The sequence below is a fragment of the Butyricimonas faecalis genome (genome assembly GCF_003991565.1).
GTDB classification, from domain to species: domain Bacteria; phylum Bacteroidota; class Bacteroidia; order Bacteroidales; family Marinifilaceae; genus Butyricimonas; species Butyricimonas faecalis.
In genome coordinates, this window is the sequence record NZ_CP032819.1 from 933,155 (window position 1) to 946,033 (window position 12,879).

General features: G+C 53.7%; 16 protein-coding genes. 2 read left to right on the plus strand and 14 right to left on the minus strand.

The window, feature by feature from the left end:
- The 10 genes from D8S85_RS03925 to D8S85_RS03965 are packed head-to-tail and all read right to left on the minus strand — an operon-like array spanning position 1 to position 7,423.
- Positions 1 to 300 (minus strand): hypothetical protein, encoded by a 300-nt coding sequence (locus D8S85_RS03925; protein ID WP_004322861.1) that lies wholly within the window; start codon positions 298 to 300, stop codon positions 1 to 3.
- 3 nt (positions 301 to 303) lie between these two features.
- Positions 304 to 462: a hypothetical protein gene (locus D8S85_RS21420; protein ID WP_008860769.1), complete on the minus strand. Its 159-nt coding sequence runs from the start codon at positions 460 to 462 to the stop codon at positions 304 to 306.
- Positions 443 to 964 (minus strand): hypothetical protein, encoded by a 522-nt coding sequence (locus D8S85_RS03930; RefSeq protein WP_009316566.1) that lies wholly within the window; start codon positions 962 to 964, stop codon positions 443 to 445. Before D8S85_RS03930 ends, D8S85_RS21420 begins: the two co-directional genes overlap by 20 nt.
- A complete protein-coding gene (locus D8S85_RS03935) occupies positions 933 to 1,292 on the minus strand; it encodes a hypothetical protein (RefSeq protein WP_009316565.1) in 360 nt (119 codons plus the stop codon). Before D8S85_RS03935 ends, D8S85_RS03930 begins: the two co-directional genes overlap by 32 nt.
- Positions 1,289 to 2,056 (minus strand): 3'-5' exonuclease, encoded by a 768-nt coding sequence (locus D8S85_RS03940; protein WP_008860772.1) that lies wholly within the window; start codon positions 2,054 to 2,056, stop codon positions 1,289 to 1,291. Before D8S85_RS03940 ends, D8S85_RS03935 begins: the two co-directional genes overlap by 4 nt.
- A gap of 6 nt (positions 2,057 to 2,062) precedes the next feature.
- Positions 2,063 to 4,171: a helix-hairpin-helix domain-containing protein gene (locus D8S85_RS03945; protein WP_127074813.1), complete on the minus strand. Its 2,109-nt coding sequence runs from the start codon at positions 4,169 to 4,171 to the stop codon at positions 2,063 to 2,065.
- Positions 4,172 to 4,221: 50 nt separating this feature from the next.
- On the minus strand, positions 4,222 to 4,779 hold the full coding sequence (locus D8S85_RS03950; protein ID WP_127074814.1) for an HNH endonuclease: 558 nt from the start codon (positions 4,777 to 4,779) through the stop codon (positions 4,222 to 4,224).
- On the minus strand, positions 4,779 to 5,321 hold the full coding sequence (locus D8S85_RS03955; protein ID WP_127074815.1) for an HNH endonuclease: 543 nt from the start codon (positions 5,319 to 5,321) through the stop codon (positions 4,779 to 4,781). The genes D8S85_RS03950 and D8S85_RS03955 overlap by 1 nt, the downstream gene beginning before the upstream one ends.
- Positions 5,314 to 6,081 (minus strand): DNA-methyltransferase, encoded by a 768-nt coding sequence (locus tag D8S85_RS03960; protein WP_004322854.1) that lies wholly within the window; start codon positions 6,079 to 6,081, stop codon positions 5,314 to 5,316. Before D8S85_RS03960 ends, D8S85_RS03955 begins: the two co-directional genes overlap by 8 nt.
- Positions 6,047 to 7,423, minus strand: coding sequence for a PHP domain-containing protein (locus D8S85_RS03965; protein WP_240648952.1), 1,377 nt, complete (start codon positions 7,421 to 7,423; stop codon positions 6,047 to 6,049). The genes D8S85_RS03960 and D8S85_RS03965 overlap by 35 nt, the downstream gene beginning before the upstream one ends.
- Here D8S85_RS03965 and D8S85_RS21750 point away from each other — a divergent pair.
- Positions 7,310 to 7,786 carry a hypothetical protein gene (locus tag D8S85_RS21750; RefSeq protein ID WP_240648964.1) on the plus strand — a complete coding sequence of 159 codons (477 nt, stop codon included), beginning with the start codon at positions 7,310 to 7,312 and terminating at the stop codon, positions 7,784 to 7,786. The genes D8S85_RS03965 and D8S85_RS21750 overlap by 114 nt on opposite strands.
- Positions 7,787 to 7,800: 14 nt before the next feature.
- Here D8S85_RS21750 and D8S85_RS03970 read toward each other — a convergent pair whose 3' ends face one another.
- Entirely contained in the window at positions 7,801 to 8,841 is a 1,041-nt protein-coding gene (locus D8S85_RS03970; RefSeq protein WP_127074817.1) for a toprim domain-containing protein, read from the minus strand.
- 573 nt (positions 8,842 to 9,414) lie between these two features.
- Between D8S85_RS03970 and D8S85_RS03980 the strand changes: the two genes are divergently transcribed.
- Positions 9,415 to 10,050 (plus strand): hypothetical protein, encoded by a 636-nt coding sequence (locus D8S85_RS03980; protein WP_240648836.1) that lies wholly within the window; start codon positions 9,415 to 9,417, stop codon positions 10,048 to 10,050.
- 196 nt (positions 10,051 to 10,246) lie between these two features.
- Here D8S85_RS03980 and D8S85_RS03985 read toward each other — a convergent pair whose 3' ends face one another.
- From D8S85_RS03985 to D8S85_RS03995, 3 genes are read right to left on the minus strand one after another with little or no spacing between them, the layout of a single operon-like run.
- Complete coding sequence (locus tag D8S85_RS03985) at positions 10,247 to 11,602, minus strand: DnaB-like helicase C-terminal domain-containing protein (RefSeq protein ID WP_127074820.1); 1,356 nt, start codon at positions 11,600 to 11,602, stop codon at positions 10,247 to 10,249.
- On the minus strand, positions 11,599 to 12,216 hold the full coding sequence (locus D8S85_RS03990; RefSeq protein WP_127074821.1) for a hypothetical protein: 618 nt from the start codon (positions 12,214 to 12,216) through the stop codon (positions 11,599 to 11,601). Before D8S85_RS03990 ends, D8S85_RS03985 begins: the two co-directional genes overlap by 4 nt.
- Positions 12,194 to 12,811, minus strand: coding sequence for an RNA polymerase sigma factor (locus D8S85_RS03995; RefSeq protein ID WP_240648837.1), 618 nt, complete (start codon positions 12,809 to 12,811; stop codon positions 12,194 to 12,196). The genes D8S85_RS03990 and D8S85_RS03995 overlap by 23 nt, the downstream gene beginning before the upstream one ends.
- Positions 12,812 to 12,879: the final 68 nt, after the last annotated feature.

Below are 12,879 nucleotides of genomic sequence, written 5' to 3' on the forward strand. Positions count from 1 at the left end.
TTATTTGTGCGTTCCCTGACATTTGAGAAGTTCACGGATATCGGCACGGATTTCGTGCAGGTCATTCTGTACCGTGTTGAGCTGCATCATGGTTGCCTCGAACACGGACTTGTCCAGCTTCATGGCGTTGATACGGTCATACTGGTTCTTGATTTCCACTTCCAAACCGATACATTTGGTTTCCAGTTCTGCAATTTGGGCGGTGTTGTTGACATGCTGTATGTACAGTGTCAGCGAGAACGAGAGTACCACGACAATGATCTTGAAGTACTTCATTACAAATTCTTTGAGTTGTTCCATATCTTATTCCATTAAAAGTGAGAATGCGTCCCTGATAGCCCTCAGCAGAGTCTCGGCTGCCGCACTATCCCGGAACCCATAGATGACAAGCGCGATCATCATCGCCAGATAGACCCACCAGGCGATTTCTTCCTTAGTGATTTTACGTTTCCGCTTCGCCATCTTTTACAGGATTTTGGGGTACGATTACATTGAAGATAACATTGCCGTCGCTGCCTTCGATACGCAGGCGGTTCTCCTCCTTGTGCCTGATGGGGAAGATATCCATCAGCGCCTTGGCGGCATTGACCGACACGGCCCTGAGCGGTGCCGGAGAGAGCGGCACACCGAAACGGTCTGTATAGTCCGAAGTGGCCGTCTCGTCCATGATTGCCTTGAGAGTCTCGGTCACCTGCAGCTTTACAGCCATCGTCTCCATCTCGAACCGTTCCGAGGAGAGCAATGCCTTGATATGTGCCAGCACATGCGGTTTGTTCATCAGGTAATTGGCCGAAGCATACGGGTTCTTCACCGTATCCTCACCGAATACCTCCACAAAGCATTTTTTCGGCCGTCCGGCATATTCCAGCCCGCCGTTCACATAGAGGTTGCAGAATTGCAGTTCCTGCTCCGTGAGCGGTTTCTCTTCCGGCCTATCCTGCGTGTTCGTTATCTTGTCTGACATCGGTTCTTCCTTCCTTTTCTGAAAGAGTAGCGGGTTTGTATCCCGGAGGTTTTACAAAATCCGCCTTTTCATTGAGCAACTGCTCCATTAATGCGTCATAGAATACCTGGGCCAACGCATCGGCACACGCCTCCGCATCCGCTAGCGAGTTGATGAGCCGCAGGTTGAACTTGATTTCCAGGTCGTAGCCCGATATGAACGCCATCAGTTCGTTCCCGTCATAGCCCAGCGCCCCGTAGGTCATCCGGTCCGCCGTACGGAATGTAATGGTCTCGGGAATCTGTTCCCGGTCAATGCCTTGGGCTTCCTTATTCGTGTCCATACTCATATCTTGAAATATTTACGGGTTTTCTCTTTCTTCTGTGTAGCGATTGCCGCCCCTTCCGTCTGGCGCAGACGGGAGGTATAGACCCCCAGGATGTCAAGCGTGGCCGTCACATCCGCAGCCGCATCGTGGGCATCGTCCAGTTCCACCCCCAATTTTGAGGCTACCAGTTCCAGTTTATACGAAGTAACCTCCGGATCAGCGGCAAAAGCCAACCGTCCCATGACAAGCGTGTCGATGTAGTGCGGCTGGAAGTTGCCGTAATAGTCCTTGGTACCGGAAAAGGTCTTTTCAAACTCGGCGGCCAGTCCGGCATAGTTCATCAGCTGTTGCAGGAATCCGATATCGAAAGCGATGTTCTGTCCGACCAGCACGGGCTTGCACTGATAGCCCTTCGAGAGGGTGCTGCGTTTGGCGAAGGCGATGACTTCTCCGGCGACTTTCTTCATGTCCACACCCTGTGTGCGCAGCATCTCCATGGTAATGGCGGAATAGTCCAATGCCGTCTGTTCGTACTTCATCGGGACATATTCCGGTTCTTTCGCCTGTTCATGGCGGGTACGCAACACCTTGCGTCGGGGAAGCCCCGCGTCCTGTTTCCCGTAGGGGGCGATATACGCCTGATAGCGGTCGAATACCTGCCATGTGTCGAAACGGACGGCTTGCAGGGCGATCTGTGTACAGGCGCATTCACGGCAGTCCAGCCCTCCGGTCTCGAAGTCCAGCCCGATGCCTACATATATCTTCTGTTCTGTCTTGGGTGCCATATCTTTTCAGGATTGAATGAATAACAATGAGTTCCTATAGGTCTGTAATGTATTGCATCCGTTGTAGTCGCTGTAACGGATGACGGCAGTGAGGATGACCACCCGGTCTTTGAGCGACTGGATCACGGTGTGGTGTTCCATGTAATAGTCGTTCCAGCATACACATTCCGCCAGACGGTTGTTCTGGGAGAGTGTCAGCTTGGCGAAACGCTTCCGGCTTCCCGTCTCCCTGTCCTTGTAGGTATGTTCGGTTACATCCACCACCGTGGCGCAGACAGTCGCACGCCTGCCGTCGTTCTCGTCCCGTGCCACCTCGTCCAGGGTCAGGTAAGAGGCTTTTCCCTTGACCTGCCTGCGGGCTTCCGAATTGTTGAAGATGCGGCGATAATCGATGCTGCCTATGCCCGACACGGCAATCTGCTGCTGCGACCAGAAGAAATGCCGCCCGCGCATGTCCTGCGGGAAGTCTTTTTCAGAAAGGGAGAATCCCAGTTCCCGTGCTGCGCGTTCGAGCAGCGCGCAGCGTTCGGTAACCGCCCCGACTTTTTCGATACGGTCGAAGCATCCGGCAAGGATCATGTGCTTGACATGCCGGGCGTTCACGGGGACTTTCACGGCCTCTTCCGCGTTGTCGGGGTCGTCCCAGTAACTGTATTTCTTGAGTTTGTAACGGAATATGCGGTGGATGAAGTTCTCGATACCGGTATATGCCCCGCCCCGGTCGCGTTCCGTGACGATGTATTCCACTGTCTTGACACCGACCTGTTTGATACGGGTAAGCGACCAGAAGATTTCATCGGTGGCATAGTCGGTGAAGAACTCCGTCCCGGAGCGGTTGATGTCCGGCGGCACGATCTTGGCCGACGAGCAGCGTTCCATCTCCGCCATCAACGAAGGAATCTCCTTGTCGTCCGCCCATTGCAATGCCACCGTGTAGAATGCCGAGGGGTAATTGGCCTTGAGCCATGCCCCGCAATAGGCTGTCAGGGCGTATGCCGCGGCATGGGAACGGTTGAACGAATATTTCCCGGCTACCTCTATCTTGTGCCAGATTTCCTCCGCCTCATAGTCCGGGCATCCGTTTCCGACGGCTCCGGCAATGAAATCCGCCTTCAGCGTGGCCATCAGGTCGGCTTTCTTCTTTCCTATGGCCTTGCGCAGGTAGTCGGTCTTCCCGAGGTCGAATCCCCCGAGCGTATGGGCAACGGACATGAACTGCTCCTGGTAGACCATGATTCCGAAAGTGTTCTTCGTCGCTTCATAACAGCCGTAGTTATAGACCGGGGCCACCTCGCCACGCCTGAAACGGACATAATCATCGGTGGCGCCGATGTCGAGTGTGGCGGGACGGTACAGGGCATTGATGGCGATCAGGTCCTCGATACACTCCGGCCGTACATCCTGGATAAACCGGGTAATGCCCGGCGAAGAGAACTGGAACACATTCTGCGTGTTACCGTCCGAGAGCAGCCGGTAGGTCTTCCCGTCTTCCAGCATATCCTGCGTGATACGCCCGATGGTGAGTTCCTGCCTGAAATTCCGGTTGACCAACGCGATGACGGCACTCAGTTTGGCAAGTTCCTTTGTCGCCAGCACATCCTCCTTCAACAATCCGATCTCATCGACCGAATAGCCGTCGAACTCCGATACCAGTGCCCCGTCCATCTTGCGGACCGGCAGGAAATCGAAGCATTCGGCGGGCCTGCCGTCCCGCGTGTCCGGTGTGACAACGATGGCCGAGGCGTGTATGGAGGCCGCTTTGGGCTGTCCGAGCAATCCTTGCACGTCCTCGATGACCAGCGGATAGGTCTGGATAAAGTCCCGAAGTTTTCTGTTGGAGGCAGCCTGTCTGAACAGTCCAGTCCAGTCCGTGCCGTCATCTATCATGGCGGTAATATAGTTCACGATGGAGTGAGGCACGCGGTGTACGCGGGCCACGTCCTTCAAGGCGGCTTTCAGTTTCATCGTGGTAAAGGTGCCGGCGGAAAAGACACGCTGGCGGCCGTCCGCGTTGTACCGTTCTTCCAGATAATCCTTGATCTCCTGCCGCCGGTCGGAGGCATAGTCGACATCTATATCCGCCTTACGGGAGGGCGGAATGTCCGCCCTCCACAAGTCCTTTCCCCACGAACGAATCCATTACGGTGAATGCTTCATTCGCTTTTTTAATTGTTACGTTTGTCACTTTCATTTTTATACTTTTTATAGTGGACGATATCGCATATCGTCTGTTTGCAAACCTTGAATTGTTCAGCCAGTTCATTTTGCATGACTCCCGACCGGTGTAACCGCCTGATATGATCCGCTTGTTCATTTGTCAGTTTGGCGTTCACACTGTTCTCTCCATAATCATCCCTGAGTTTATGCACCATAGAATGCATGACGTTTTCTTGCCTGGTACACATTTCCAGGTTGTCACTTCGATTATTGTGCTTATTGCCATCCTTATGATTAACCTCCTTTGCCGCATTCCAATCATCAAGAAAATGTTCTGCGACAAGTCTATGGATTAATTTTTTACATATTTTTCCGTCATAGGCCAAAGAAACATTGTAATACGGGGATGTACCCCCGACCCACGGTTTGATGATTTGTCCGTTCCTCCAATATTGGGATGTGGCATTACGGACATATCTTCCGACACTTCTAATTCTACCGCAGGAGCTTACTTGATAAATTCCCTCGTAATGATGAATATCTTTCCAAATTTCTTCCTCGTCCATTATCGTATATATTTCTTGTATCGTATTATCGCGCTTACCGTCTGGCGGCTGACGCCGTACTGTTTTGCCAGGCTGTTCTGGGAAGCCTGGCCGGAGGAATACCTCACCCGTATCTCTTCCGCCTGCCCGTTGGTCAGTTTGGCGTTCACGCTTTTCTCGCCGTAATCCCGTTTGAGGCCACCCGCTATGGCATGTTCCATATTCCGCTGGTGCGTACACATCTCCAGGTTATCCGCACGGTTGTTGTCGCGGTTCCCGTCGATATGGTTCACCTCCAGTCCCGGATTCCAGTCGGGCAGGAAGTGCTGTGCCACCAGACAGTGCACGGAGAACTTCTTCCCGACACCGCCCTTGTAGAGCCGGACACAGTCATAGAGCGAAGTCGTCCCGCACCAATGGCACATAATGCGTTCGGGTTGTATCCAGGTAATGCCGTTATGCGAAACCTGCCGTTCCAGACTCTTGACACGCCCGAGGTTGCTGATCTTGTACTTTCCTTCATAGTTCTTGATATCCACCCAGATTTCCCGGGTGTCAGCCATGGGTTATACGGTTTAGTGCTGTCTGAAAAATTCCCCGGTCTATCTCCACGCCGATGAACCGGCGTCCCGTATTCCGGCAGGCCACGGCTGTACTGCCGCTGCCCATCGCAAAGTCGAGGACGATGTCTCCTTCCTTGGTGTAGGTGCGTATCAGGTATTCCAGTAGGGCGACAGGTTTCTGTGTCGCATGCAGGCAGGACTGTTGCTTGTCGGTCTTGAATTTCAGCACGCTGCGCGGATAGCGTTCCGTGGATATGTAGTCCCGGAAATTGTCGTGCTTCCGGTATATCTCGCCGGCATCGCATTTCCGCTGGTGTTCGGCCATCACGACCTTGCGCTTGTGCCCGTCCGTTTTGATCGGATGATACTTCGGCAACTTGTCGTAAAAGACCAGTATGTCCTCGTGCGCCTTCATCGGCATACGCCTGGCGTTTAGGAAACCTGTCGCCTGCGTCTTCTCCCATACCCAGGCATACCGCAGCCTGCGAAGATTGGAGCTGCCCAGCACGCTCGTAAAAGGATGCTGGCAGAACAGCAGGATGGGTGTGTCAGGTCTGGATATGCCCTGTACGGCATTCCACATCTTGGGGATGTCTATCACGGCGTCCCAGCGGCAATGTGTCGTACCGTATGGAGGGTCTGACAATACCATGTCGGCAGTGATGCCTTCTTCAGCCAGCAGGGGCAGCACATCGAGTGCATCGCCCCGGTAAAGGTCGCAACCGTCATAGGGACGGTGATGTTCGTAGATCGGATTCATGGGTTTCGAGTTCCTTTAAGTTCCACAAGCAATCTCGGCGGTCAAAAAGGATTTCGTCGCCACACATCAATTCATCTGCGTATATCGTCCGCTCTTCTCCAGCCCGGATTACCCGCAGGCGGGCATCCGGGCAAAGACGGTAGCTCTTTCCTTCGGACTCGATTTCCACGTAACGCTCGCCTTTGCCGAGTGTGATGTCCGGGGCAAGCACCGTCAGTTCGTCTTTCCAGCTGAGCCCGCAGCGTTCCGGCACGAGGAAGCGCGAGAATATAAGGTCATATTTCAGCGGGTCGATGGAGGTTATGCCAAGCAGGTAGGAAACCAGCGATCCCCCGGCGGAACCGCGACCTATACCGGTTGCGATGCCTCTCCGGTGTGCCTCCCGCACCATATCCCACTGCACCAGGAAATAGTCCACATTGTCGGTCGATTCAATGATATAGACTTCCTCGTCCAGCCGTTCCCGATAGCGTTCCCGTTCCGGCTCCGGCACTTCCCGGTCCAGCCAGTCGTCAAGCAGTCTGAGGAACATCGTACGGCGGTCGCCATACCGTTCCCGCTCTTGTGGCCGCATACGGTATTCCGGCATGAACATGCGCCCGGTCTCGAATGAGGCGTCCGCACGTCCGGCAATCTCCACCGTGGGACGGCACATGCGCCTGAACAGGGAGTCGAAGTCCCATTGCCCGGAGAACAGAGGACGGAGCGTGTCATACAATTCATCCGCTGTCTTGAAATACTGGTCATCGCTCTGTTCATGGGCTGCTCCCGTGGCAATCTTGTTCACCACGATTCTGTACCCCGCATCGTCCTTGTCCATGTAGTAGCAGTCCGGAATCAGGACCGGTTCTACTGTAAATGAATCCGTGTCGGCATCATAGCAGTTGCCGAAATAATATTTCAGGGCTTCCAGTTGCTCCCTGTCGATGCGGTCCGCCTTGTATTCGTTGGCGTCGACCTGGTAATAGACCGCTTCGGCTCCTTTTCGGATACGCTCCACCTGTTTGGGATGTCCGGCCATCCAGTAGACTGAACGGGTGGCAAAGACCGGCACACAACCTGCGGCATACATCAGCAGCTGTTCATAGCGGAGGGTGTTGTCTTCCGAATCGACCATGACGGCCCGTTGGATGCGCAGCAGATTATGCAACCCCTCGTTATCCAGGGCATAAATCTTCAGCCCGACACGTTCTTCTTCGTGCATCATTGTCAGCGAGTAGCCGAATATATGTTTCAGCCCGGTATTGGCGCACTCCTTCTGAAGGTTCAGCGTGGCGGCCATTGTATTGCGGTCGCAGATGCCGACAGCCGTATGCCCGAGCCATTTCGCCTTGCGGCACAAATCCTCCGGCGAGCCGCAGGCGTTCAGCAGTTCGTAGGAGGTATGGATGCCAAGGTTCACGAAAGGCACATCGTGTACCGGAGGCTTGGGCCGGCCGATATATTTCAGCAGGTTGAAACGGAATTCTTCCCGCAGGTCATAGTAGTACCAGTTCCTGCCGAAAGGGAAAGCCACATGGAAGATTCCTTCTTCCATCAGCACATCCGGACTTTCCATCAGGTTGAACACGAACCTGTCCCCATCACTGCGGAAGATGGATTCCACTCCCGACAGGTCGGCCGTGAAAAGCCGCCCGAAGCCGGGAATATCCACCACTTCCGTATCGACCGGGATATAGGTTATCCGTTGTGCATCGAGCCATGAGAAAAGTTCCTGTATCATTTTTCCTGTACTTTTTTGAGTTTGTATTCAAGGACGGACAGCAGGCGGCAGGCGAAAATCCCGTAGATTTCCGATTCCGTGAGTTCGTCCCAGTCCTTGGCGGCATCGGCAATGTCCGCGATGAAAACCTCGAAATAGGGTTTCAGCCGTTCCGCCGTCCGCTTTACCGACTCGACGGCATCGCCGTCGTAACCGATGACTACGGTTCTCACGCCTTTCGATTGCAGCTTGTAGATCTGGACATCGGAGATTTTCTTTCCGAAAGTGGCCACGGCTGCGACATGGGAATTGTCATAGAGTTCGAGTCTGCGGGTCAGGGCGATGACATCGAAAATACCTTCCGCGAGGATGACCGTATCGGTTTCATCCATACGGATGGCATCGTAGTTATAAAGGAGTTTGGAAAAGTCGTTTTCCGTGGAGTTCCGGTAACGCAGGATCCTGTACCCGCCGCTATGTCTGGTCTTGCGGTTGTGGGTGTCTATATCCTCTTTCGGCCAGGTATGGCGGGAGACATAGCCGACAACCGTACTGTCATCGATGACCGGAAAGACGACATAGTCCGCGTAGCGCGGATTGAGCCTGCCGGTTATCCCGATCGGGAAATACTCGTAATCGTCGAAACAGAAGCCGCGCCGCTGCAAATACGGATGCCGGAAAGTGCGCTTGTAAAAGTCCGGCAATTCGACCGGCACCAGTTCGTCGTCTATCTCTTCCGCCTCGTCCTCCTCCAGCAGGTGCAGGTTCAACGGTGCGGCAATGTCGGCTGTCTGCGAAACCATCAGGTCCATGCGGCCGATAGCCGCCAGAAGTTGCTCCAATGTACGGGTGGATGCCCCGCAGGAGAAGCAGTGGGCCATGAAAGGCCGGCGGTGGGCAGTCTCCTTGCCGATGTAGATACCGAACTTACCGCCCGACTTTCCGCAGAACGGGCAGCGTGGAACGATAAGGTTCTTACCGCTCCCGTCCCGTTTGGCACCCGTCTCGCGGGTTATCTCCGAAACCAGATATTGATATTCCTGTACAGACAGTTCCATATAAAAGGTATAGCTGCAGTACAAGGACTAAAGTTTAAAAACGCCTCATAAATTTCATTGTTTTGATACGCTTTCTCAAGGTGGAAATGGGTATCGCACACTGCCGCGACAAGAGAGGGAGCCTCTATGCCTTAAAAAGCAGGACGAAAACCTGCCCATGTGTCGTGGCAGGCGCTGGTGCGGATAACAAGGAGGTCAATGGGAACAGGCCTTCTCCCGGACAGAGGTTCATGGCAGGATACCGCGAACTTATCCGGCGAAAAAGGATATAATAGAGGAAATTCCCATGCATTATCGAAAAAATCTGTACAATAAGAACCTGTCGGCAGACTCTGCACGAAAGGGCGGAAAAAAGCCCGGCAAGATTTCACCTCTGCCCCAAGGACATACAGACTGTACCGGAATGCGAAAAGACCTCGGGGAGATTCCATGAGTGGCTCTTTCCATGATTTTTTAGGGAATTTATTTGACCGGTCAGGATAAAATTGCTATATTTCAATTACGAAGCGACAGTGTTTAATAAAATTTATCAACAAGTAGTATATGAAGACAAACGAGGACTGGTCCGAAATAGTGGATACGCTCCGCCCGTACCTTAATGGGAATCCGGCAAAGGAAAAGCTTCTGAAAGATGTTGAGAACTGTCTGCGGTTTCTCGGATGGAAAAAGACCAACGGGACGATGAGGTCACGCTCCACATCAGACGGGGAGTCCGGGAAACCGGCAATAACCTTGTTGAAACGGGAAGGGGACTCCGGGTGGCAGGCGTTTCCCGTCATGACGGAATCCCCGGATGGCATGACATACGCCACGGGGCTGTATATAAGGGAAAACATCCGGCTTTATTACAGACCCGATAGCGGGACAGGCATACCGGTCTGCGTACTGACGGCTGAATTAAGGGAGGATGATACTAACGGGCCGCTTCTCTGCGCCCTGCTGTCCTATAAGGAGTTCGATTTGCAAAGTGTGGAGAATTTCTGTCTGAGGCGCTACAACCTGATACGTACGGGTGGCAGTTTCCGCCAGTGGGTGGAGGATTTTCTTTCCGGAAGTACCGGAACGAAGAATATCACCGGCCTGCTCAGGGAAAAATTCATGTCCGAAGGGTTAGAGGACTCCCTTATCAGGGAGGAACTGGAGAAACTCGGACTTAGGGTACGCTATGAAAAAGGGCATGCCGTAATCACTCTCCGTTACTCGGGATGAAGCGGTTTCCGGTGGCAGTCCCGTACCGCTATTACCTGCCTGTTACAGAGCTCTGTACAGCATGCCTGGCGGGATGACCTGCCGGAAGAACATGGAGCATAGCCTTCTCTATATGGGGGAGATTGGCCTGCCTTTTGCAGTTCATTTTCACAGGAATAAAACTATCCGCTATTGAGTTTTCATTTTGAACGACTTTTTATTCCCTGTTCAGATTCAGCGTCCTCTGCCCGTCATAGAACACCTCGTTATCATAGTCCGTCGCTATTTTAATGGTATCGCCCTTTTTGAAAAAGCGGCTCTTGGCCACATGCAGGCGCATCACGTTCTCCTTGCGCTCGGCCGATGACTGGTTGAGCGAAATAAGATGCGTGCATGGGCGTGCCAGACCTTTGGCCTCCGAACAGTTGTACTCGGTCAGCACGTTCCGCTCGTCATTCAGCCACTCCCGGTCTTCGATGGTAGACTGGTAAGTCACCACCATCCATACCTTTTCGTCCGCCGCCAGGTCCTTCAGGTCATTGGCCACCGCGATACGCTTCGCCCGTTCATGGTCGGCTCCCCATGAACGGCGGTTGGCATCCGTCAGCAAGTCCATCGAATCCACAATCACGATGTCCGGATTATATCCTTTGAGCTTCCTGTATTCCGAAATGCCGTTCTTGATGTCGAGTGTCGAGACCTGGGCATTGAAACGCGGGTAACTGCGCACCGTGATGCTTCCGGCATACGAGGCGACCAGTTTTTCCAGATGTCTCATCTCCGTATCCGAAATCTTTCCCCGCTCGTAATAGTAGGTGTTCCTGGAAATCAGTCCGCCGGAATAGGCGTTCAACGCCTCTTCCTCCGAACCTTCCAGCTGGAAATGCAGCACATGCAGCCCGTCATCGATGTCCGCCCTGACACCGATCCATTTGGCGATGTGCGACTTTCCCACGCCTGTGCTGGCCAGGAAACAGGTCAGCTGACCTCGCAGGTTACGTCCGGCATTGAGCGCATCCAGATACGGGATGTAGAAGCGGGACACACGAGGGGCGGCCGAGCGTTCCTCTTCCTCCTCACGCCGGCGGTTCCTCTCGAAACGCTCCTTGAAAGTCGCGGCCACATCGACGAACGAGGTGCTCTTCAGCATGAACCCTGCCAGCCACTCGGCATATTCCCGAAGAGTCTTCTCCGCCTTGTCCTGTTTGTTCTCGTTATACAGTTTCCCGACCTCCGCATAGACCGACTGTAACCGGACCCCCTTGATGTAGGACTCCAGCATGTCGGTCATCACCTCGGCGCTTTGTCCCTCGTCATACTCCCGGAAAGTGTCTATCAGCTCGATGGCGTCGTAATCCTCATGGAAGGTCTGTGCCAACACGGCATACGACGGCGGTGTCTTGTATGTCCTGAAATGTGCGGCTATCGCCTCCTGTACCCGCTGGAACGAACGGTCCGGCAGGTATTCCTTACGCATATGCCGGGCAAGGACGGCACACAACGGCTCCTGCCTGAGCGCCGTGGCATAGAGTTCATACAGGAACTCGGCACTGAGCGGATTGACGGCACTCATGGCTTTGCCTCCTTTTTCCGCCACGTCTCACAGCGAATACGGTACAGTTCCGGATAGCGCGCCTGTGTCCTTTTGCGGCACGGCTCCGCTTTCGCACATTTTGAGCATGACGGGGAGAAAGGTGTCCACATCAGCGTGGAGAGCGCACAGATGAGATATCCCGCTTCAGTAGAGAGCAGTCGCCGCTTGGTCGTCTCCTCGTATTCCGGATAGATAAAACGTCCGAACGGATGGCTGCGGCGGTCTTCCACCGCCCACACCAAATCATGCCGTGACAGCCCGAAACTCTTCAGCCACCGGTCCTCCCGGTAGCGGCGTTCCTTTCCTGAGCGGAGATAGCGGTCGATGGCTTTCTTTCCGAATGAATGCGAAACGTTCCATTTTTTGCGATACGCGGTATCATATCCGGAAATGGCATATGCCTGGCAGATGCAGAAGTCGGACAGGCGTTCCGCGCTGACGGAGACAACCTCCCGGCACAAGCCGTCGAAACACATCCCGAGCTGCCTGTCCGCCTTGCCGCCGGCAGGGAACACGAAATCCGCCCACACCGTGGTGCGGACCAGCCGTGCAAAAAGTCTCCTGCACCCGTCAATCCATTCTTTTCTCTCCATCGCGTGTCAATAGTTTGCGCAGCTGCGTCTTGGCCAGGAAGAGGCGGCTTTTTACTGTCTCCACGTTCCTGGTCTGCAAAGTACCGTTGTTATAGGTGATTTCCATGATTTCCCCGAGTTTGTAACCTGCCTGCTGCAAGAGCAGGGCTTCCCGGTAAATCGGTTTGAGCTGCTCCAACGCCCAGAGGATGTCATCGTTATAGAACTCGCGGTAGTTGTCCATCCCCATGCAGTTTCCCGACGGCTCGTCCTCATCCGGCAGAGAAGAGGATATTTCCGAAATGTCGATATTGTCATCCGAGGGCATACGGTTCCTGTTGCGGTTGTTCAGGTCCGCCACAAGCCGTTTGGTCACGGCATAGATCCAGGTCTTTACCGGCCGGGCAGGGTCATAACTGTCCATATACTTGAAGAAGTTGACCAACGCCTCGAGGTAGTTGTCCTCGATATCTTCCTGGTTATAGGTATATTTGATACAAATGCTGTATATCAGATTCCTGTGCGGCATCACATATTTTCTGAGAAGTTCCGCCCTCTGTCTCGCGGATTCGTCTTCAGGCTGGAGAACCGCAATAAACACATCTTTCTTTTCCACGTTTCCACTGACTGAAAAGGTTGATAATGAATCTCATGTCCTAATCTGTCAGCTACCGTGAGCGTCAA

Bases quoted from the DNA above. Each gene is read 5' to 3' on its own strand.
- D8S85_RS03930 (WP_009316566.1), bottom strand. From the start codon at position 964: ATGTCAGACAAGATAACGAACACGCAGGATAGGCCGGAAGAGAAACCG.
- D8S85_RS03935 (WP_009316565.1), bottom strand. From the start codon at position 1,292: ATGAGTATGGACACGAATAAGGAAGCCCAAGGCATTGACCGGGAACAG.
- D8S85_RS03960 (WP_004322854.1), bottom strand. From the start codon at position 6,081: ATGAATCCGATCTACGAACATCACCGTCCCTATGACGGTTGCGACCTT.
- D8S85_RS03985 (WP_127074820.1), bottom strand. From the start codon at position 11,602: ATGAGTGCCGTCAATCCGCTCAGTGCCGAGTTCCTGTATGAACTCTAT.
- D8S85_RS21420 (WP_008860769.1), bottom strand. From the start codon at position 462: ATGGCGAAGCGGAAACGTAAAATCACTAAGGAAGAAATCGCCTGGTGG.
- D8S85_RS03940 (WP_008860772.1), bottom strand. From the start codon at position 2,056: ATGGCACCCAAGACAGAACAGAAGATATATGTAGGCATCGGGCTGGAC.
- D8S85_RS03990 (WP_127074821.1), bottom strand. From the start codon at position 12,216: ATGGAGAGAAAAGAATGGATTGACGGGTGCAGGAGACTTTTTGCACGG.
- D8S85_RS21750 (WP_240648964.1), top strand. From the start codon at position 7,310: ATGTTTCAGCCCGGTATTGGCGCACTCCTTCTGAAGGTTCAGCGTGGC.
- D8S85_RS03950 (WP_127074814.1), bottom strand. From the start codon at position 4,779: ATGGACGAGGAAGAAATTTGGAAAGATATTCATCATTACGAGGGAATT.
- D8S85_RS03955 (WP_127074815.1), bottom strand. From the start codon at position 5,321: ATGGCTGACACCCGGGAAATCTGGGTGGATATCAAGAACTATGAAGGA.
- D8S85_RS03970 (WP_127074817.1), bottom strand. From the start codon at position 8,841: ATGGAACTGTCTGTACAGGAATATCAATATCTGGTTTCGGAGATAACC.
- D8S85_RS03925 (WP_004322861.1), bottom strand. From the start codon at position 300: ATGGAACAACTCAAAGAATTTGTAATGAAGTACTTCAAGATCATTGTC.